Origin of the sequence: Micromonospora sp. NPDC047740 (genome assembly GCF_043204735.1) — a bacterium.
Lineage (GTDB): Bacteria > Actinomycetota > Actinomycetes > Mycobacteriales > Micromonosporaceae > Micromonospora.
This window is the reverse complement of record NZ_JBIDCT010000005.1, coordinates 258,145-277,678: the sequence shown is the minus strand read 5'-3', so window position 1 is coordinate 277,678 and position 19,534 is coordinate 258,145. Positions and strand designations below refer to the sequence as shown.

General features: G+C 74.7%; 16 protein-coding genes. 5 read left to right on the top strand and 11 right to left on the bottom strand.

The features are described from left to right. Positions 1 to 39: 39 nt before the first annotated feature. Positions 40 to 1,695 carry an alpha-amylase family glycosyl hydrolase gene (locus tag ACGF4F_RS12245; RefSeq protein ID WP_357441080.1) on the top strand — a complete coding sequence of 552 codons (1,656 nt, stop codon included), beginning with the start codon at positions 40 to 42 and terminating at the stop codon, positions 1,693 to 1,695. A gap of 77 nt (positions 1,696 to 1,772) precedes the next feature. Here the strand turns inward: ACGF4F_RS12245 and ACGF4F_RS12240 are convergent, their stop codons facing one another. The 3 genes from ACGF4F_RS12240 to xylA are packed head-to-tail and all read right to left on the bottom strand — an operon-like array spanning position 1,773 to position 5,860. After that, positions 1,773 to 3,185 carry an MFS transporter gene (locus ACGF4F_RS12240; RefSeq protein ID WP_357440834.1) on the bottom strand — a complete coding sequence of 471 codons (1,413 nt, stop codon included), beginning with the start codon at positions 3,183 to 3,185 and terminating at the stop codon, positions 1,773 to 1,775. Between the two features lie 24 nt (positions 3,186 to 3,209). Then, positions 3,210 to 4,661 (bottom strand): xylulokinase, encoded by a 1,452-nt coding sequence (gene xylB, locus ACGF4F_RS12235; protein ID WP_357440831.1) that lies wholly within the window; start codon positions 4,659 to 4,661, stop codon positions 3,210 to 3,212. Positions 4,662 to 4,672: 11 nt separating this feature from the next. After that, a complete protein-coding gene (gene xylA / locus ACGF4F_RS12230) occupies positions 4,673 to 5,860 on the bottom strand; it encodes a xylose isomerase (protein WP_357440828.1) in 1,188 nt (395 codons plus the stop codon). Positions 5,861 to 5,909: 49 nt separating this feature from the next. Here xylA and ACGF4F_RS12225 point away from each other — a divergent pair, with 49 nt between their 5' ends. Next, positions 5,910 to 7,169 (top strand): ROK family protein, encoded by a 1,260-nt coding sequence (locus tag ACGF4F_RS12225; RefSeq protein ID WP_393077040.1) that lies wholly within the window; start codon positions 5,910 to 5,912, stop codon positions 7,167 to 7,169. A 9-nt stretch (positions 7,170 to 7,178) separates the two neighbouring features. Here the strand turns inward: ACGF4F_RS12225 and ACGF4F_RS12220 are convergent, their stop codons facing one another. Then, entirely contained in the window at positions 7,179 to 7,709 is a 531-nt protein-coding gene (locus ACGF4F_RS12220; protein ID WP_357440822.1) for a MarR family transcriptional regulator, read from the bottom strand. A 95-nt stretch (positions 7,710 to 7,804) separates the two neighbouring features. Between ACGF4F_RS12220 and ACGF4F_RS12215 the strand changes: the two genes are divergently transcribed. Continuing rightward, the gene (locus tag ACGF4F_RS12215; RefSeq protein WP_357440820.1) at positions 7,805 to 8,935 is read left to right on the top strand and encodes a PP2C family protein-serine/threonine phosphatase; all 1,131 of its coding nucleotides are present in this window, start codon (positions 7,805 to 7,807) and stop codon (positions 8,933 to 8,935) included. Positions 8,936 to 8,975: 40 nt separating this feature from the next. Here the strand turns inward: ACGF4F_RS12215 and ACGF4F_RS12210 are convergent, their stop codons facing one another. From ACGF4F_RS12210 to ACGF4F_RS12180, 7 genes are all read right to left on the bottom strand, one after another. Then, positions 8,976 to 10,457 carry a sugar transferase gene (locus ACGF4F_RS12210; RefSeq protein ID WP_357440818.1) on the bottom strand — a complete coding sequence of 494 codons (1,482 nt, stop codon included), beginning with the start codon at positions 10,455 to 10,457 and terminating at the stop codon, positions 8,976 to 8,978. A gap of 201 nt (positions 10,458 to 10,658) precedes the next feature. Beyond that, a complete protein-coding gene (locus ACGF4F_RS12205) occupies positions 10,659 to 12,404 on the bottom strand; it encodes a substrate-binding domain-containing protein (protein ID WP_357440815.1) in 1,746 nt (581 codons plus the stop codon). A 177-nt stretch (positions 12,405 to 12,581) separates the two neighbouring features. Further along, positions 12,582 to 13,616: a lactonase family protein gene (locus ACGF4F_RS12200; RefSeq protein WP_357440813.1), complete on the bottom strand. Its 1,035-nt coding sequence runs from the start codon at positions 13,614 to 13,616 to the stop codon at positions 12,582 to 12,584. Between the two features lie 128 nt (positions 13,617 to 13,744). Further along, complete coding sequence (locus ACGF4F_RS12195) at positions 13,745 to 14,347, bottom strand: ATP/GTP-binding protein (protein ID WP_393077035.1); 603 nt, start codon at positions 14,345 to 14,347, stop codon at positions 13,745 to 13,747. After that, entirely contained in the window at positions 14,328 to 14,717 is a 390-nt protein-coding gene (locus tag ACGF4F_RS12190; RefSeq protein WP_357440810.1) for a DUF742 domain-containing protein, read from the bottom strand. The genes ACGF4F_RS12195 and ACGF4F_RS12190 overlap by 20 nt, the downstream gene beginning before the upstream one ends. After that, complete coding sequence (locus ACGF4F_RS12185; protein ID WP_073835966.1) at positions 14,707 to 15,126, bottom strand: roadblock/LC7 domain-containing protein; 420 nt, start codon at positions 15,124 to 15,126, stop codon at positions 14,707 to 14,709. Before ACGF4F_RS12185 ends, ACGF4F_RS12190 begins: the two co-directional genes overlap by 11 nt. Continuing rightward, positions 15,126 to 17,546, bottom strand: coding sequence for a nitrate- and nitrite sensing domain-containing protein (locus ACGF4F_RS12180; RefSeq protein WP_357440807.1), 2,421 nt, complete (start codon positions 17,544 to 17,546; stop codon positions 15,126 to 15,128). Before ACGF4F_RS12180 ends, ACGF4F_RS12185 begins: the two co-directional genes overlap by 1 nt. Before the next feature lie 406 nt (positions 17,547 to 17,952). Between ACGF4F_RS12180 and ACGF4F_RS12175 the strand changes: the two genes are divergently transcribed. After that, positions 17,953 to 18,546: a hypothetical protein gene (locus ACGF4F_RS12175; protein ID WP_393077031.1), complete on the top strand. Its 594-nt coding sequence runs from the start codon at positions 17,953 to 17,955 to the stop codon at positions 18,544 to 18,546. A gap of 13 nt (positions 18,547 to 18,559) precedes the next feature. Beyond that, positions 18,560 to 19,510 carry a hypothetical protein gene (locus ACGF4F_RS12170; protein WP_357440802.1) on the top strand — a complete coding sequence of 317 codons (951 nt, stop codon included), beginning with the start codon at positions 18,560 to 18,562 and terminating at the stop codon, positions 19,508 to 19,510. Positions 19,511 to 19,534: the final 24 nt, after the last annotated feature.

The window sequence follows — 19,534 nt, the reverse complement described above, 5'->3', positions numbered from 1 at the left end:
GCCGGCGGACGGCCACCGCTCGACACAGGGGAGAAGGCTCTGAACACCGACGCGACGCAGCAGGAACCGGCCGGCGGCCCGGCCACCGGCTGGTGGACCGAGGCCGTCATCTACCAGATCTACCCGCGCTCGTTCGCCGACGCGAACGGCGACGGGATCGGCGACCTCCCCGGCATCACCGCCCGCCTCGGTCACCTGACCGAGCTGGGGGTCGACGCGGTCTGGCTGTCCCCCTTCTACCCGTCACCGCAGGCCGACGCCGGGTACGACGTGGCGGACTACCGGGACGTCGACCCGCTCTTCGGCACCCTCGCGGACGCCGACGCGATGATCGCCGAGGCGAAGGCGCGCGGGCTACGGGTGATCGTCGATCTGGTACCCAACCACACCTCGTCCGCGCACCGCTGGTTCCAGGACGCGCTGGCCGCCGGTTCGGGCAGCCCGGAGCGGCGGCGCTACATCTTCCGCGACGGCCGCGGCCCGCAGGGCGCCGAGCCGCCGAACGACTGGCAGAGCGTCTTCGGCGGTCCGGCGTGGACCCGGGTGCCCGACGGGCAGTGGTACCTGCACCTCTTCGACCCCGGCCAGCCCGACCTGAACTGGGGCAACCCGGAGGTCCGCGCCGAGTTCCTGGACATCCTCCGGTTCTGGCTCGACCGGGGTGTCGACGGCTTCCGGGTGGACGTGGCGCACGGCCTGATCAAGCAGGCCGACCTGGCCGACTGGCAGGAGCCGCAGGAGATCCTCTCCGGCCCCGAGGTGGACAAGCCCCGCCCGCCGATGTGGGACCAGGACGGGGTGCACGAGATCTACCGGGACTGGCGGCGGCTGCTCGACTCGTACGGCGGGGATCGCATCCTGGTCGCCGAGGCCTGGGTGGAGCCGGCCGAGCGGCTGGCCCGCTACGTCCGGCCCGACGAGATGCACCAGGCGTTCAACTTCGAGTACCTGCTCGCCGCCTGGACCGCCCCGGCCCAGTACGCGGTCGTCACCCGCTCGCTGGAGGCCACCGACGCGGTCGGCGCGCCCACCACCTGGGTGCTGTCCAATCACGACGTGGTCCGGCACGCCTCCCGGCTGGGCCTGCCGATCGGCATTCCCCGGCCGAACGGGATCGGCATCGGCGATCCGCAGCCCGACGCCGCGCTCGGCCTGCGCCGGGCCCGGGCGGCCACCCTGCTGATGCTGGCGCTGCCCGGCTCCGCGTACCTCTACCAGGGCGAGGAGCTGGGGCTGCCGGAGCACACCACGCTGCCGGACGAGGTGCGGCAGGACCCGACCTGGGAGCGCAGCCAGCACACCGAGCGGGGCCGGGACGGCTGCCGGGTGCCGATCCCGTGGGAGGCCGACGCCCCGTCGTACGGCTTCGGGCCGACCGACGCGAGCTGGCTCCCCCAGCCCCCGATCTGGGCCGAGTACGCCCTCGACCGGCAGCGCGGGGTGCCCGGCTCGACGTACGAGCTGTACCGGACCGCGCTGCGGCTACGCCGCGAGCACGGGCTGGGCGCCGGGGCGCTGCGCTGGCTCTCCTCCGGCGACGAGGTGCTCACCTTCACCAACGCCGGGCTCACCGTGCTGACCAACTTCGGCCCGGCGTCGGTGCCCCTGCCGGCCGGTGCCGAGGTGCTGGTGGCCAGCGCACCGCTGGAGGACGACGCCGTTCCCACCGACGTCACGGTCTGGTACCGCGGCTGACGGTGGCCCGCCCGCCGGTCCCACCGTCTGCCGGGGCCGGCGGGCGGGCGGGCCACGAAGCGGAGGCGCGAGAGACGTCAGAGGCGGCCGGCGCGGGTGTGCAGGAGGTCGTGGACCTGCGCGATGTCGCGCGGCGAGGTACGGGCGGCGAGCCAGTACATCAGGCCGGTCGGGATGAAGAAGAGCTGGAACACGGCCAGGCCGACCGCGTAGTTCAGCGGCGGCGGGAAGGCCGCCCGCAGTGCGTGGAAGGCCACCCCGACCAGCCCGTTGCCGGCCGCCCGGCCGACCCCGTTGACCAGGTTGCCCAGGCTGTAGACGGTGCCCCGGTGCTCGGGCGGGTTGACGTCGGCGATCAGCGCGAACCAGTTCGGCGAGTTGGCGGAGGTAAGCGCGAGCGCCAGCACCGCGGTCAGCAGGCTCAGCCCGACCGTGGGCTCGGTGACCACGCTGGCCAGCACCGCGGCGATCACCGCGCCGGAGCTGCCGCCGTTCGGCACGTCGATCCGGATCGGCACGAGGAAGAGCACCAGGTAGAACGGCACGGCCGCGAGGATGCCCACCGCCGCGACGAGGGCCCGGCCGCTGGGCGTACGCCGCTGGAGCGCGTCGCCGGCCAGGCCACCCACGATGGACAGCACCCCGCCGAGCTGGAACAGGGTGGCGAACACGCTGCCCACCACCACGGCGGTGGCGGGTGAGTAGCCCTGCGCCTCGGCACGCTGGGCGAACAGCACCGGCAGCCACACCAGGGACCCGAACGCCGCCTGCGCGGTCAGTCCTTGGAGGATCAGCCAGCGGTTGGTCCGCCGGCCCAGGATCCGGGGCAGGTCGGCGCGGCTGATCCGGTAGTCGTACTCGGCGCCGGCGTCGAGGACCGCGGCCAACTCCGGCTCGCTCTGCCCGCGCCGGATGTCGTACGTGAACAGGTAGGCGACGGTGGCGGCCAGGCCGACCACGGTGAGCAGCAGGAACGGCCGTCGCCAGTCGGTGGCGCCGAGGATGCCGCCGACGAGCGTCCCGGCGAGGGTGCCGACGCCCTGCGACAGCCCCCAGAAGCTCATCACCAGGCCCCGGCGGCGGGGCGAGATCAGGTCGGTGACCACCGAGAACCCGACCGAGCCGACGGCGCCCAATCCGACCGCGGCGACGAGCTGGGCGACCAGGAACGTCGAATAGTGCTGGGCGAGGGCGCTGCCGCCGGTGCCGGCCGCCCAGGCCAGCGTGCCGACCATCAGCAGCGGCTTGCGGTTGGTCCGGTCGCCCACGTACGCCCAGCCGACCGCGGCGACCGCGCTGACCAGGAAGCTCACCGCGGTGACCAGACCGAGGAGCCGCTGCGGCACGCCCAGCGCGCCGGAGATCGGCCCGTACAGCGGCGGGACCAGGCCGATCGCCACGTTGTCAAGCGAGGCGAGCACCACGAACACGAGCACGCTGTAGAACCGGTGGGCCGCGCTGCCGCGCCGGGGGATCCTGGTGCCGCTCATGCCCGGCAGCCAATCAGGTGGAGATCACGGGACGGTGTCGAGGCGGTCCACGACCAGGTCCCGGGCCCGGGTGTAGCGCGCCCGGACGGCGGGTACGGGCATCGCCGCGTACTCCTCGGTGTCGCCGACCGTCCATGCCGGTGGCGCCGCGCCGCCCAGGGCGACCCAGGCGGCCTGGCGGGCGGCGCCGTCGGCGACGTACTCGCCGGGCGGCGGCACCACCACGGGCCGGCCGAAGACCTGCGGGGCGATCCGCCGCACGGCCGCCGACCGGGCCCCGCCGCCGACCAGGATGACCCGGCGGGCGGTGGCACCCTGCGCGGTCAACGCGTCCAGGCCGTCGGCGAGCGCGCAGAGCATCCCCTCGACGGCGGCGCGGGCCAGGTGGGCCGGGGTCGAGCTGCCCAGGGTGAGGCCGTGCAGCGACCCGGTGGCGGAGGGCCGGTCCGGGGTCCGCTCCCCCTCCAGGTAGGGGACCATGACCAGCCCGTCGGCGCCGGGCGGGGCGGCCAGGGCCAGCTCGCTCAGCTCGTCGAGGCCGACCCCGAGCAGGGCCGCGGCGGCGTCGAGCACCCGGGCCGCGTTGAGCGTGCAGACCAGCGGCAGGAAGCGGCCGGTGGCGTCGGCGAAGCCGGCCACCGCCCCGCTCGGATCGGCGGCGGCCGCGTCGGCCACCGCGAAGACCGTGCCGGAGGTGCCGATCGAGACGACCACGTCGCCCGGGCCGGCACCGACCCCGAGCGCCGCGGCCGCGTTGTCGCCGGTGCCGGGGCCGAGCAGGGCGCCACCGGTGCCGCCCCGGCCGGCGAGCGCCGCCGGGTCCAGCGGCCCGGCCGGGTCCGCCGGACCGAGCACCGCGGGCACCCGGAGCTGCCGCCCGAAGGCGCGTTCCAGCAGGTCGAGACGGTACGCGCCGGTCCGGGGCGACCAGTAGCCGGTGCCGCTGGCGTCGCCCCGGTCGGTGCGCAACGCGTCGAGCCCCGGCGCGCCGGCCAGCCGCCAGGTGAGCCAGTCGTGCGGCAGGCAGACCGCGGCCACCCGGTCGGCGTGCGCCGGCTCGTGCCGGGCCAGCCAGCGCAGCTTGGTGGCGGTGAAGCTGGCCACCGGCACGCTGCCGGTCGCCTCGGCCCAGAACCGCCGGCCGGCCTCGCCGCCGCCTGCCTCGGCGATCAGGTCCTGGGCGGCGCCGGCGGAGCGGGTGTCGTTCCAGAGCAGGGCGGGGCGGACCACCTGGCCCGCCTCGTCCAGGCACACCATGCCGTGCTGCTGGCCGGCGACCGACACGGCCGCGACGTCGGCCAGCCCGCCGGCCGCGTCGACGGCCGCCAGCAGGGCCTCCCACCACGCCTGCGGGTCGATCTCGGTGCCGTCCGGGTGAGGAGCCCGGCCCTGCCGGACCAGCGTGCCGGTCTCCGCGTCGCGGACGACGACCTTGCAGGACTGGGTGGACGAGTCGACCCCGGCGACGAGCGGCATGGTGGCCCGCCTCAGCGCGCGCCGAGCAGGTGCTCGACGGCGAGCTGGTTGAGCCGGACGAAGCCGTAGCCCTGCGCCCCGGCCGCCTCCGGGTCGAACTCCTCGAACGCGGACCGGTCGGCGAGCAGGTCGGCGTAGCTCTCCTCCTGGGCCAGCGTCGGCGTCGCCAGGTCGCCGACCTTGCTGGCGGCCAGCGCCTCGGCCACCTCCGGGTCGGCCCGGAACGCCGCTGCCCGCTCCTTGAGCAGGAGGTACGTGCGCATGTTCGCCTCCGCCGACGCCCACACCCCGGTCATGTCCTCGGTACGCGAGGGCTTGTAGTCGAAGTGCCGCGGCCCGTCGTACGCGGGACCGCCGTTCGGGCCGCCGTGCTCCAGCAGGTCCACCAGGGCGAACGCGTTGAGCAGGTCGCCGTGGCCGAAGACCAGGTCCTGGTCGTACTTGATGCCCCGCTGGCCGTTGAGGTCGAGGTGGAACAGCTTGCCCTGCCAGAGCGCCTGGGCGATGCCGTGGGCGAAGTTGAGCCCGGCCATCTGCTCGTGCCCGACCTCCGGGTTCAGCCCGACCCGCTCGGGGTGGGCCAGGGTGGAGATGAAGGCCAGCGCGTGCCCGACGGTGGGGAGCAGGATGTCGCCGCGCGGCTCGTTCGGCTTGGGCTCGAGGGCGAAGCGCAGGTCGTAGCCCTGGTCGACGACGTACTGGCAGAGCAGGTCGACGGCCTCCCGGTAGCGGTCCAGCGCGGCACGGACGTCCTTGGCCAGGTCGTACTCGGCGCCCTCCCGGCCGCCCCACATGACGAAGGTGCGGGCACCCAACTCGGCGGCCAGGTCGACGTTGCGCAGCACCTTGCGCAGTGCGTAACGGCGGACGTCGCGATCGTTGCTGGTGAAGCCGCCGTCCTTGAAAACCGGGTGGGTGAAGAGGTTGGTGGTGACCATCGGCACGACCAGGCCGGTCTCGTCGAGGGCCTTGCGGAACCGGGTCAGGTGGGCGTCCCGGGTGGCCGGGTCCGCGCCGAAGGGGACCAGGTCGTCGTCGTGGAAGGTGATCCCGTACGCCCCGAGCTCGGCGAGCTTGTGCACCGCCTCGACCGCGTCCAGGGCCGGCCGGGTGGCGTCGCCGAACGGGTCACGGGCCTGCCAGCCGACCGTCCAGAGACCGAAGGAGAACTTGTCGGCGGGGGTGGGACGGGGTGCCATAGCAGACCTCCGGTGGTGTCGTCCGCAATTAGTTCAGTGGTTGAATTAAATGACCACGGTGTGGCAGTGTCAAGGGGTGACCAGCTCCAGCACCGCCGGGGCGGTCCGGCAGGGCAGCCTCCGCGAGCTCAACCTGGCGGTGGTGCTCCGGCGGATCGCCGCCGCCGAGCGGCCCCCCTCCCGGGCCGAGATCGCCGCCGGGACCGGGCTGACCCGGGCCACCGTCTCCGCCGTCGTCGACGACCTGATCGCCGGTCGGCTGGTCGCCGAGGCGGAGCCCGCGCCACGTACCGGGGCCGGGCGGCCGGCCCGCGGCCTGGTGCTGGCCGCCGACGGGCCGGCCGGGCTCGGGCTGGAGGTCAACGTCGACTACCTGGCCGCCTGCGTGGTCGACCTGACCGGCGCGGTACGCCACCACGTGGTGCGCCGCGCCGACCTGCGGCCGGTCTCCCCCGCCGACGCCCTGGACCGGCTCGCCGCGCTCGCCGCCGAGGCCCGCGCCACGGCCGTACGCGATGGGCTGACCCTGGCCGGCGCGACGCTCGCCGTGCCGGGCCTGGTCGGCGACGGTGGCCTGGTCCGGCTGGCGCCCAACCTCGGCTGGCGGGACGTGGACGTCCCCGGGCTGCTCGCCGGGCACCCGCTCGCCGAGCCGGTCGACGGGATCCCGCCGCTGGTCGTCGACAACGAGGCCAATCTCGCCGCCCTCGGCGAGTTGCACGCCGGCCCGCCCGGGTCGGCCAGCTTCCTGCACATCTCCGGTGAGATCGGCATCGGTGCCGGGATCGTGCTCGACGGGGTGCTGTACCGGGGCGCGCGCGGCTGGAGCGGCGAACTGGGCCACATCCCGGTACACCCCGAGGGGCGGCCCTGCCGCTGCGGCGGCCGCGGCTGTCTGGAGCGGTACGCGGGCCAGGAGGCCATCCTGGCCGCCGCCGGGCTGTCCGGCGGCGAGTTGCCCGCCGACACCGCCGCGACCCGGCTGGCGGACCTCGCGGCCGCCGGCGATCCGGCCACCCTGGCCGCCCTGGCCGGCGCCGGGGCGGCCCTCGGCGTGGCCGTGGCCGGCGTCGTGAACCTGCTGGACCTGGACACCGTGGTGCTCGGCGGCGGATACGCCCCGCTCGCCCCCTGGCTCGCGCCGCCGGTGGTCGCCGAGATCTCCCGGCGGGTGCTCACCGCGGCATGGTCACCGGTCACGGTGCGCCCGGCCGCGCTCGGCGCGCAGTCCGCGGCGGTCGGCGGGGCCGCCTCGGTGGCCCGCCGGATCATCGACCGCCCGGTCGGTTGGCTGGCCCGGTCCGGCTGATCCCGGCCTTCAGGCGGTACGCGCCACCGGCGGCTCGCCGGTCGACGGCGCCCCCGGCTCGGCCAGCGGGTCGCCGGTCCGCTCGCCGGAGGGCTGCAGCACCGGCCACCCCTCCGGGGCGCCGGCCTCAGCACGCCGGGCGACCGTGTCGAACTCCTGCATCCCGCGCAGCAGCGCCGCGCGGCCCTCGGCGCTCATCCCGGCGAGGATCTGCTCCAGCCGGTGCCGCCGGTCGGCCCGCAGCTCGGCGAGCAGCCGGGTCGCCGCCGGGGTGAGGTGCAGGGCGATCTCCCGTCGGTCGAACCGGCCCGGCTCCCGCTCCAGCATCCCGGCCGCCACCAGCCGGTCGCAGAGCCGGCTCGCCGAGGAGAGCAGCATGTCGGTCAGCGTGGCGAGGCGGCGAAGGTTGATCCCGTCGTACTGCTCGACGACCATGACCGCGCGTAACTGGGCACCGGAGAGTCGGCTCGTGGTGCGCTCCCGGGCCGCCTCCCAGACAGCCAGCAGGGTGCCCGCCGCCTCGTCCAGGGCGGCGGCCATACTCGCTTCAGGTCCGTAAGGACCGCGTTCTTCGGCCATGGTGCGCCCGAGACTACCCGCCGTACCAGGCGGCCGACCTGTGCAAAGGAGCAAAGATGAGCGGACCGGAGGATCGGGTGCGCCGGGCTCTCGGTGAGGCCCCGGCCGACCTGTTGATCGACCGGCTCGCCACCGAGCTCGCGCGGGCCTACGGGATCACCCGCACCGAGCTCTACCAGGTCGACTACCGGCTCGCGGTGCTGCTGCCGCTCGGCGACGGCGAGGCGATCACCAGCCCGGGCCATCCGGCCTGGCGCTGCTTCGACCACCAGGAGCCGGTGGTGTCGGAAGGCACCGGCTGGTTCCCGGTCGGCATGCGCGGCGAGCGGCGCGGCGTGCTCCGGCTGTCGCCGCTGCCGGCCGGCCCGGCCGCCCTCCGGGAGCTGGACGCGATGGCCACCGCGCTCGGGCACGAGCTGGCCGCCGTGACCGCCAGCACCGACGTCTACGTCACCGCCCGGCGGGACCGCCGGCTGACCCTGGCCGCCGAGATGCAGTGGGAACTGCTGCCCGGTCGCAGCCGGATCCGGCCGTCGTTCCGCCTGGCCGGACAGCTGGAGCCGGCGTACGCGGTGCGCGGCGACAGCTTCGACTGGTCGGACGACGGTCGGCGGCTCTGGCTCTCGGTGATCAACGGCTCGGGTGAGGGGGTGGCCGCGTCCATGCTCACCTCGCTGGCCATTCACGCGCTGCGCAACGCCCGCCGCGCCGAGCTGGCCCTGGCCGACCAGGCCGCCCTGGCCGACCAGGCGATCTACGCGCTGCACCGGGGCGAGCAGTACCTCTCCGCGCTCCTGCTGGAGCTGGACCTGGCGTCGGGAGCGATGACCGTGGTCGACGCCGGGTCGCCGCGCGTGCTGCTGCTGCGCGAGGGCGAGGTCAGCGAGCAGGTCCTGGAGAAGCAGTTCCCGCTCGGCATGTTCGAGGCCACGGACTACCGGGCGCAGCAGTTCCAGCTCCGGCGCGGGGACCGGCTCTTCGTGGTCAGCGACGGGGTGGTCGACGCCACCGCCCGGCAGATCCGCTACGGCGAGACCGCGCTGGACCGCTTCCTTCGGCGTACCGGGCCGATGGAGCCGCTGGACGCGGTCCGGTCCCTGATCGGCGATCTGCGGGCCTTCGTCGCCGGCGACCTGATCGACGACGCGGTGGCGGTCTGTCTCGACTGGCTCGGCCCGCAGCCCTGACCCGGCGGTCCCGCCTCGGCGGGCTGCAGCGGGGGCGGGGTCAGTACGCGCCGCGGCGGTGGATGACCGCGCCGAAGGTCTTCCAGAGGATGGTCAGGTCGGCGGCGAGCGACCAGTTCTCCACGTAGTAGAGATCGAGCCGGATGCCGTCCTCCCAGCTCAGGTCGGACCGGCCACTGACCTGCCAGAGGCCGGTCATGCCGGGCTTGACCAGCAGGCGGCGGGCCAGGTCACCGTCGTACCGGGCCACCTCGGAGGGGAGTGGCGGGCGGGGCCCGACCAGGCTCATCTGACCGAGTAGCACGTTCGCCAGCTGGGGCAGCTCGTCCAGGGACCACTTGCGCAGCAGCCGGCCGGTCCGGGTCACCCGCGGGTCGTCGCGCATCTTGAACATCAGGCCGTCGGTCTCGTTGCGCGCGGCCAACTCGGCCAGCAGGGCGTCGGCGTTGACGACCATGGTGCGGAACTTGAAGACGCCGAACTCCTCGCCGCCCTGGCCGACCCGGACCTGACGGAACAGCACCGGCCCCCGGCTGTCCAGCTTGATGGCGAGCGCGATCACCACCAGCACCGGCAGCAGCAGGAGCAACGCGAGCAGCGACAGCGAGCGGTCGACCAGCCCCTTGACCAGCTTCCGGGCGCCCCGGAACTCGGGCGCCTCGACGTGGATCAGCGGCAGGCCGGCGACCGGACGGGTGTGGATGCGCGGGCCGGCGACGTCGGTCAGCGCGGGGGCGACGACCAGGTCGACCCCGGTCCCCTCGAGCTGCCAGCCGAGCCGGCGCAGCCGGGTGGCGGTGAGCGAACCGGAGGCGGTGACGGCCACGGTGTCCGCGCCGATGGCGCTGGCCGCCTCGGTGATGTCCCGGAACGAGCCGACCACCGGCACGTCGCCCAGCCGCTGCGGCACCGGGGCGAGCAGCGCGTCCGGGATGCAGGCGCCGACCACCTGGTAGCCGGCGTACGGCTCGCGGCGCAGGGTGTGCACGAGCTCCAGCACGTGCGCGGTGTCGCCCACCACGAGGACCTTGCGGGACCAGCCGGCGCCCCGGTCACGGGCCCGGTGCAACCGCTTGCGCGCGGCGTACCTGGCCACCTCCAGGCCGATCGTGCCGACCGCGAAGGAGATGGCCAGGAAGCCCCGGGACACGCCGACGTCGGCGATGTACCCCGCGATCGCGATGCCGCCGGCCAACCGCAGGCTCGCCGAACTGACCCGCCGATACTCGTCGGCGCCGTAACCGAGCACCCGATCGTCGTAGCAGCGCATCGCCTTGAGCGAGATCAGCCAGACCAGCAGCAGGGCGGGCGCCACCACCACGTACGGAATCTCCGATCCGACCGGCTGCTCGTCCCCGAAGCGGGCCAGGTATCCGATCAGGGTGGCCGCCGCCAGCACGGTGGTGTCCAGCACCAGCAGGACCCCGATGTAGGCCCGTTCCGCGGCCCGCGTCGGGCCGGGACGGTCGCCGCCCGGTCGCGACGACGTCCTGGCAGGGGTCAGCAGCGTCGCCGAGATCACCGGCCCTCCCCACTTCGTTCAGGACCACCCCGTACCGCGTGACGGCTCTGGCGGGCCGGCTCGGAGCACCAGGACATCCTGCCTCGACAACTATGGGCACCGATTGCTTCGGACGGATTACCGTCAGTTGCCTTGCGGTCGAGGAGGCGAGAAGTGGCTCGCCGTACCGGATTCCGGTACGGCGGCCCGTTGAGTGGCGGATCAGCGCGGCGCGGGCGGGCGCAGTGCGATCGCCTGCAGGAAGATCTCGCCGATCTTGGTCGGGTCGGCGGTGACGAAGGCACCACCACCGGTCACGTCGGTGATCGACTTCAGCTCGGCCTGGCTGACGTCGCTCCCGATGCCGATGATGATCACCTGCACCGGCTGCTCCGCGTCGCGGAGCTTGCGCAGCTTGGCCAGCAGCTCCTTCTGGGAGATGCCGTCGTCGTCCTCGTTCTTGCCGTCGGTGAACAGCACGATCGAGTTGACCTTCCCGGGCTCCCAGTCCTGCTGGACGGTCTTGTAGGCCGCCAGCAGGGTGTCGTAGAGGCCGGTGTCGCCGTTCGACGGCTTGACCGTGGCCAGGCCGCGCTGGATCGCGCCCCGATTGCTCGACAGCGGCCTGATCGGGACCACCTCCCGGTAGTCCTGCGACCCGTTCAGCTTGGTGGAGAAGGTCCACAGCCCGATCGACCAGGAGTCGTCGAAGAGGTTCAGGCCCTGGGTCGCCGCGGCGACGGTGACCTGCTCCCGGGTGGCGCCACCGGCGGTCTCCACCTTCTGCTTCATCGAGCCCGAAACGTCGATGACGCAGAGCATGCGGCCGGACAGCGTGACCGCCGACCAGGTGCTGGTGGCCTTCTGGATGGCGGTCGGGTCGAGTCCGCCCGCGGCGCCCTGACCGGCCGGCGCGGTGTTCCCGCCCGCCGGGCTCGGGGCACCGGGCAACGCCTTGAAGCCCTCGCTCCAGTTGCCGTCGGGCGCGCGCAGCGACTGGGCGGCCAGCCGGCTCTTGAAGCCGCGGCTGGTCAGCACCTCGAAGAGCACCTTCGCGGCGGACGCCTTCGCCGGCTCGATACCGGGCAGCACCGCGAACGGGTAGTCCAGGGGGGCCGGCGGCGGGTCCAGGTAGAGGGCGGCCAGCGGGATCGGCGGCTTGGTGGCGTTGTACGCCATCACGTCCTCTTCGGACAGCGCGGCCGCTCCGAGGCCGTTGGCGACCGCCGTCGGTTCGGACGAGCGCGGAAAGCGCGCGAGGAGATCCTGCCGCAGCCGGGAACTGTTGGTGGCCACCGCCCGCAACGCCCCGATCGTCGCCTCCCGCGCCTGCGGGGAGCCGGCGCCGCCGGTGGAGCTGGCGGCAGCGGTCAGCGCGAGCAGGCCGGACAGACCAGCCGCGTCCTGGGTCGGCTCGACGATGCCGGCGTGCAGCGGTTTGCTGCTGTTGACCTGCGCCAACAGGTCGGCCCAGGTGAACTTCTTGTCCGGCCAGCCGAGCCGGGTGGCCACCGGCTCGGGCATCGCGACCACCACCGGACTGCGGGCGATCGAGGCGCCGTTCGCCGGGGCGAAGGCGGTGGCCCCGCCGGACTTGAGCCGCAGCAGCCAGGTGGACGAGTCCGGCACCCAGACGTCCGGCGTCACCGCAGTGCCGCTCGCCTGCCCCACACCGGCCAAGGTGGCGCCGTGCTTGCTGGCCACCGTGGCGGCCACCTCGACCGACTCGGCGGGGGTCACGTTCACCGCGATGCACGTGTCGCCGACCGCCGCGCCGTCCTTGACCCACTGGTCGGCCGCTCCCTTGACGGCGGGCGCGATCTCCGGGGTGGCCGCGACGGAGAGCTGGATCTGCCCCGAGCAGGACGGCCCCGCCAGCTGCTGGTAGCCGAACCAGGTCCCGGCTACGACGGCGACGAGGGCGGTGGCCGCAGCGGCGGCGCCTACCCCACGGAGGTTCGAACGCATGCGATGGCGGCCAGACACGGTGACCATCTTGCGTATCTCGTGGGGTTAGTGCCACAACCGTTCGGACGAAAGTTACGCAGCAGAAACAGTTGATCTGCAAAACTTTACGTTGAGTGACCGATCAGTCATCAGAGGTGATGCCGGTCCATGATGGATGCTGCTCGCGGCAACGCTCCGTCACGGCCGGACGCAGGTCGGGCTGGCCACCGGCACCGGCTCCCCGACCGGCTCCGGCACCCCGGTGACCGGGTCCACCCGGAAGACCCTGATCATGTCGGCCCGCTCGTCGGCCACGTACAGGTGCTCGCCCGCCCGGGCGAAGTGCCGCGGCCACTCGCCGCCGGTGTCGACCTCGGCCACCAGCTCCGGCGCCTCACCAGCCAGCGCGAAGACGGCCACCGTGCCGACTCCCCGGTTGGCCACGTAGAGGAACCGGCCGTCCGGTCCGACCGCGACCTCGGAGGGCTGCACGTGCCCAACCCGCCCGCTCGCGTCGACCCGGACCCGCTGGTGCAGCCCGTCGGCCGTCAGGTCGTACGCGGTGACCGTCCCGTCCAGCTCGCCGACCAGCCAGCAGCGCCGCCCGTCGGGGTGCCGGGCCAGGTGCCGGGGGCCGCTGCCGGCCGGCGTACGCAGCCGCGGGGCGCGCGGCAGCAGCCGACCGGAGGCGGCGTCGAGGTCGTACCGGTAGACCGAGTCGGTGCCCAGGTCGACGGCGAGCAGCGGCCCACCGCCCGGATCGGGCGAGACCATGTGGCAGTGCGCCGCCTCCTGCCGCTGCGGGTCGGCGCCGTGCCCCTCGTGCCGGACCAGATCGGAGCGCTCCCCCGGTACGCCGGCCGGGTCGAGCGGGAACACCGCCACACTGCCGCCGCCGTAGTTGGCCACGAAGAGGTGCCGCCCGTCCGGGGCGACCGCCACGTGGCAGGGCTCGGCCCCGCCGGTCGGGCGGACGCCGAGCAGGGCGAGATCGCCGTCCGGGGCGACCCGGAACGCGCTGACCTGGCCCTCGGACAGCTCGTTGACCGCGTACAGCACGGGCCGGGCCGGGTGCCGGACGAGGAACGACGGCGACGAGGTCACCGCCACCGTGCCGAGCGGGGTCAGCTCCCCGGACACCGGATCCCGCCGGGCCGCGACGATGCCCTCGGCCCGCCCGCCCATCTCCGCCGTGTAGCCACCGACGTGGACGATTGCGTGCTGCGCGGTCACCGGTCCCACCTTCCGCCGATTCCTCCGTCGATCCAACCAGAGGCCCTCCGGGTCGGCCGGGCCGTTGGCCGTCTTCCAAGAACCAGTTTCGGCGGTCGGCCGCACGCCCGCGACCCGTCGCAGCCCGGTCAGCCCACCGGCACCGGCTCGCCCCGCTGCCGGGCGACGTGCTCGACCAGCGAGATCAGCACCAGCTTCCCGGACTGCCGGTCCCGGACGTCGCAGAGCACCAGCGGCACGTCCGGGTCCAGGTCCAGCGCGTCGCGTACCGCCTCCAGGCTGAACCGCCGGGCCCCGTCGAAGCAGTTCACCCCCACCACAAACGGGATGCCGCGCTGCTCGAAGTAGTCGATCGAGGGGAAGCAGTCGGCCAGCCGGCGGGTGTCGGCGAGCACCACCGCGCCGAGGGCGCCGAAGGCCAATTCGTCCCAGAGGAACCAGAAGCGGTCCTGGCCCGGGGTGCCGAAGAGATAGACCTGGAGGTCGTCGGTGATGGTGATCCGGCCGAAGTCCATGGCCACCGTGGTGGTGGACTTCTCCTCCACCCCGGAGACGTCGTCGGTGCCCACGCCGGCGCCGGTCAGGACCTCCTCGGTCTGCAGCGGCCGGACCTCGCTCAGCGCGCTCACCAGCGTGGTCTTGCCGGCGCCGAAGCCGCCGGCGATGAGGATCTTCAGGGCCAGCGGAACCCGCGGCGCGGCCGTCCCCGGTTCAGAGCGCACGAAGTCCACTGACCACCGCCTTGAGGATGTTGTCGTCGGGCAGGTGGGCGGCGGTCGGCGGCTGGTGCACCGCGACGAGCCCACGGTCGAGGAGGTCGCCGAGCAGCACCCGGACCACGCCGACGGCGAGGTCCAGGTCCGCGGCGAGGTCGGCCACGGCCACCGGTCGCCGGGCCAGCTCGACCAGGCGCCGGTGCTCCGGCTGCAGGCCCGGCACGCCGGCCGGGTCGGCCGCCGGCGGGGCCAGCACGAAGGCCACCAGGTCGAAGCCGGCTCCGGGCGGCCGCACCCGGCCGCCGGTCAGGGTGTACGGACGGACGACCGGACCAGCGGCGTCGTCCAGCCACTCGTGCTGCGGCCCCGGTGACTCAGTCCGCATCGACGGCACCCGCCGTACGGGCCGGGACGCTCAGGTTCTCGCCGACCCGGATGACCAGCATCGCCATCTCGTACGCCACCAGGCCGATGTCGGCGTCGGCGTCGCTCACCACCGCCAGGCAGCCGCCCGGCCCGGCGGCGGTGACGAACAGGTACGCGGACTCCATCTCCACCACGGTCTGCCGGACCGCGCCGCCGGCCAGGTGCCGGGTGGTCCCCTTGGCCAGGCTGGAGAAGCCGGAGGCGATGGCGGCGAGGTGCTCCGCGTCGGTACGGCTCAGCTCGGCCGAGGCGCCGAGCAGGAGCCCGTCCGCCGACAGCACCACCGCCTGGCGGGCGGCCGGCACCCGCTCCACCAGGTCGTCGAGCAGCCAGTCGAGATCGGCGTTCTGCCGCGTCGTGTACACCACTAGGCGTCCCTCTCAGTCGCGGTCGGAGGTTCCGGGGCCGGCGCCGGCTCCGGAGGGGAGGGCTCGGCGGCCCGGTCCCAGGCCGCGTCGGTGGACGGGCCACCTCGGAGCCGGGCAGCGGAGTCGACGGGTTGGCCGGCCGGACGGGCGACACCCCGGACGGTCGGGGCGGCCGTACCGGTGGGGCCGGCGGCGGCGCGGGCCACCCCGTCCCGGCGGCCCCGGGCGGTGCCGGCCTGGAGGGCGGACATGGCGCGCCGGGCCTCCTCCGGCGGGCGGTACGCCGGGGTGTCCGCGGCGGCCGGCCGGGGTGCCGTCGCCGGCCCGCGCCGGCGGACCCGGCGGGGCAGGCCGTCGCCGTCCGCGGGTGCCTCGACCGAGGAGGTACGGCCGACGGAGCGCGGCACCACGGCCGAGTCGGGGCGTTCCCGGCCGGGCCGGGCGGTACGCGGCCGGGGCAGCGTGGACAGCCGGGTCACCTTGGCCATCCGCCGGTCACCGGCGCCCGCTGCCCCGGCGTCCGGGCCGGCGCCCACCGGCGGCTCGTCGGTGACCAGATCGGCCGGGATCAGCACCCGCGCCGTGCTGCCGCTCGGGGTGGCCGGCCGCAGCTCGACCCGGACGCCGTGCCGGGCGGCCAGCCGGGCGACCACGAAGTGACCCAGCCGGGCGCTGTCGGCCGGGTCGAACTCCGGGGAGCGGGACAGTTTGCGGTTGGCGTCCGCCAGGGCCTGCGGCGACATGCCGAGCCCGTGGTCGGTGATCTCGATGGCGTACCCGCCCGGTGACGTCCGCCCGGTGACGTCGACGCGGGTGCCCGGCGGAGAGAAGGCGAGGGCATTCTCGACCAACTCGGCGAGCAGGTGGATGACGTCGCCGACGGCCCGGCCGAGCACCCCGGCCGGCTGCACCTCGCCGATGTCGACCCGGTCGTACTGCTCCACCTCGGAGATGGCGCCGCGCACCACGTCGACCGCGGCGACCGGGTTCCGCCAGCCCCGGCCCGGGGCCGCGCCGGCGAGGATGACCAGGTCCTCGGCGTGCCGCCGGAGCCGGGCGGCGAGGTGGTCGACCTGGAACAGCCCGGCCAGCTCGTCCGGGTCCTCGGTCTGCCGCTCCAGCCGGTCCAGCAGCGCCAACTGCCGGTGCACCAGCCCCTGGCTGCGCCGGGCGATGTTGAGGAACACCTCGTTGAGCCCCCGGCGCAGGGTGACCTCGTCGACGGCGGCCTGCACGGCGGTCCGGCGTACCTCGTTGAAGGCCCGCCCCACCTGGCCGATCTCGTCGCCACCGTGGTCCAGCTCGGGCGCCTCCCGGGCGACGTCGACCTGCTCGCCGCGGCGCAGCCGGGCGACCACGTCCGGCAGCCGGTGCTCGGCCATCTCCAGCGCGGCGGTGCGCACCCCGATCAGCCGTCCGGCCAGCGACCGGCCGACCCGCAGCGCCACCAGCACGCAGATCACCACGGCGAGCAGGCCGAGCACCCCGGCGGCGGCGAGCCGGCTCAGGATGCCCACCGCCATCGGCACGGACCGTTCGGCCAGCCCGTCGGCGCCGCGCAGCTCGAAGTCCCGCAGGCCCTGCCAGACCGCGCTCTGGCTGGACTCCCAGGCGCGGACGTCGAGCTGGGCCGGCAGGTCGCGGGCGCGGATCAGGGTGTCCTGGAGGCCGTGCAGCCGGACGAACGCGTCCCCCTCGGTGAGCCGCTGGTACGCCGTGCGCTCCCCCGGCGGCAGGTCGGCCACCGCCGTCTCGGCCAGGAAGCGCTGGTTGTCGATGGTGCGGACGAGCTGTTCGTGCTCGCCTTCGGCGTACCCGCCGGCGGTGACGGCGCCGGCGAGCAGCGCGTCCGCCTGGCCGAGCAGCTCCCGGGACCGGCCCAGCGCGGTGAGCGCCAGCGCCTCCCGGTTGAGCTGGTGGTCGGGGAAGGCGGCCATCGCGGAGAACGCCTGGAAGGCGGAGCTGATCATCCCGCTGTAGAGGCCGATCGCCCCGGCCCGGTCCACCTTCCGGCCGTCGATGAAGCCCCGGCCGGCGGGCAGCGCATCGAGCGCGGAGACCAGCTGATCCAGCCGGGCGTCGAGCAGCTCGTCGGCGGCGTCGCGCAGCTCCTTCCCGTCGACCCGGCGGCGCAGCTCGGCGATCGCCCGGTCGGTGCGGGTCCGCTGCTCGGTCAGTGCCGGCAGGGTGCTGGCGCCGGCGAGCTGGACGACGGAGAGCCGCCGTTCCTGTTGCAGTTCGGCGACCACGGCCTCACCCGGCCGGCCCAGGTCGTAGAGGAAGGTACGCGCCGCGAGCAGGTCGAGGGCGGGTCCGAAGGTCAGCGTGGTGGCGAAGATCCAGAGCGCCAGCAGCGCGGTCACCGGACCGACGACCAACGCGGTCAGCTTGGCGCGGATCGGCCAGTCACGGGTGTTCATCAGACCTCGCCCGGAAGGTGTCGCAGGGGTGGCGCCGGCACCGGCCGGAAGGTCCCCGACCGTGACGCCGAGCCCAGCCCGGGCGCCTTGGGCAGGATACGTAATCCCGGGCCGTTGCACTACCGGCCGTCTCGCTCGTCGCTACCGTCCGGGATGTTCCGTTGTGGACACCAACGGAGTGGGCACCCCGCCGGAAGGGACCGGCGGGCCACTGGTCGCAGCGGCGCTCCGCACCCACGCCACCTCGCAGCACCTTCTGGAATGAGTCAAGTTTCAGCGGTACGTACGACCTGTCGGTCGCACCCAGGTTCCGCGAGGTTTCGGTCGGGAAATCCCAGGAAAAGTGCCCCGGACCGGGATTGGCGATCAGTGCGCGGAGGGAATACCAGCGGGCGAAGGAGGAGCCATGTCGCCCACGCAGGTAGTCGTCACAGTCATCGTGCTGGTGGTGCTCGCGGCGCTGGCCGCGGTCGCCGTACGCGCCGGCCGCCGGCGCGCCCTCAAGCAGCGGTTCGGCCCGGAGTACGACCGGGTCGTCGCCGAGCAGGACAGCCGGGGCGCCGCCGAGCGGGAGCTGCGGGAGCGGGAGCGCCGGCACGCCGAGCTGCAGCTCACCCCGCTCGCCCCCGAGTCCCGGGCCCGGTACGCCGCCGCCTGGGAGGAACTCCAGGTCCGCTTCGTCGACTCCCCGGGCGAGACCGTCGGCGACGCCGACGAACTGGTCACCCGGCTCATCGCCGACCGCGGGTACCCGACCGGGGACTTCGACGACCAGATCGCCCACCTCTCCGTCGAGCACGCCCGCACCCTGGCCCACTACCGGGACGCCCACGAGATCCGGCTGCGCCACGAGCGCGGCGAGGCGAGCACCGAGGAACTCCGGCAGGCGCTCGTGCACTACCGGGCCCTCTTCGCCGATCTGCTCGGCGCGGACCCGGTCGGGCACCAGCCGCCCGCGCAGCGCCAACCCGACCACGAGCACGACGTCCCGAGCCGCTGAGGAGGCCGCCGCGATGCGCCAGGAGAAGCAGCAGGTCACGCACGAGCACCCGGAGACCGTCCGGTCCACGCCGGTGCCGGTCCCGCCGGCCGGGGCGCCCGCCGAGCGCGACGGGCCCCGGCCCGACCGGGCCGCCCGGGTCGACGTACCCGAGGACGCGCTGGACGACCGGGGCACCTTCGACGACCCGGGGGTGGCCGGCGAGCGCGCCGACGACCGGCGGGACGCGGAGCCAGACCAGACCCGGGCGTACGACGCACGGGACGCCGAGGCCGCCGACGTCGACGAACGGCCGGAGTACCACGATCCGGCGCCGCTGCCCTCGGTGTTCGGCGCGACCTCGGTGGGCGACGCGGTGGCCGCCTCGGCGATGGCCAGCGGGCGGCCCGAGGACGAGCGGGATCCGCGCGGCGAGGACACCGCCCAGCCGGGCGACGGGGCACCGGGGCGGACCGACGCGTTCGACGACGAGCGGGCCGACCCGACGGCCGGCGACCGGCTGCACAGCCCCGAGCGCGCGGCGGCCGGGCGCTCCGCCGGGTCGCGGGACGACGCGCCGGCGGCCGGTGCGACCGGCTACGGCAGCGCCGAGCCGGCCATGGTCGACCCGGACACCAGCACCGCCGCGGCCGGTTCCACAGCCGACGCGGCCCTGGCCGGGGCGGCCCGGCCGACCCCGGGCGCGGTGCCGTCGGACGCCGCCACGCTCTTCGCCCCGGACATCGCGCAGGGTTTCCGGGACCGCTGGCGGGACGTCCAGCTCCGTTTCGTGGACGACCCGCAGGCCGCGGTCGGCGCGGCGCAGTCGCTGGTCGAGGAGGCGATCGAGGCACTGTCGGCCGCGCTGCGCGACCAGAAGGCCCGGCTCGGCGGCTGGCAGGCGTCCGGCTCGACCGACACCGAGCAGCTCCGGGTGGCTGTCCGCGACTACCGGGACTTCCTGGACCGGGTCCTCGGGCGCTGAGGCGGCATGGCCCGGCCCCCGCGG

Bases quoted from the DNA above. Each gene is read 5' to 3' on its own strand.
- ACGF4F_RS12190 (WP_357440810.1), bottom strand. From the start codon at position 14,717: ATGCGGACTGAGTCACCGGGGCCGCAGCACGAGTGGCTGGACGACGCC.
- xylB (WP_357440831.1), bottom strand. From the start codon at position 4,661: ATGCCGCTCGTCGCCGGGGTCGACTCGTCCACCCAGTCCTGCAAGGTC.
- ACGF4F_RS12225 (WP_393077040.1), top strand. From the start codon at position 5,910: ATGACCACGGTGTGGCAGTGTCAAGGGGTGACCAGCTCCAGCACCGCC.
- ACGF4F_RS12170 (WP_357440802.1), top strand. From the start codon at position 18,560: ATGCGCCAGGAGAAGCAGCAGGTCACGCACGAGCACCCGGAGACCGTC.
- ACGF4F_RS12175 (WP_393077031.1), top strand. From the start codon at position 17,953: ATGTCGCCCACGCAGGTAGTCGTCACAGTCATCGTGCTGGTGGTGCTC.
- xylA (WP_357440828.1), bottom strand. From the start codon at position 5,860: ATGGCACCCCGTCCCACCCCCGCCGACAAGTTCTCCTTCGGTCTCTGG.
- ACGF4F_RS12180 (WP_357440807.1), bottom strand. From the start codon at position 17,546: ATGAACACCCGTGACTGGCCGATCCGCGCCAAGCTGACCGCGTTGGTC.
- ACGF4F_RS12215 (WP_357440820.1), top strand. From the start codon at position 7,805: ATGAGCGGACCGGAGGATCGGGTGCGCCGGGCTCTCGGTGAGGCCCCG.
- ACGF4F_RS12220 (WP_357440822.1), bottom strand. From the start codon at position 7,709: ATGGCCGCCGCCCTGGACGAGGCGGCGGGCACCCTGCTGGCTGTCTGG.
- ACGF4F_RS12240 (WP_357440834.1), bottom strand. From the start codon at position 3,185: ATGAGCGGCACCAGGATCCCCCGGCGCGGCAGCGCGGCCCACCGGTTC.
- ACGF4F_RS12205 (WP_357440815.1), bottom strand. From the start codon at position 12,404: ATGCGTTCGAACCTCCGTGGGGTAGGCGCCGCCGCTGCGGCCACCGCC.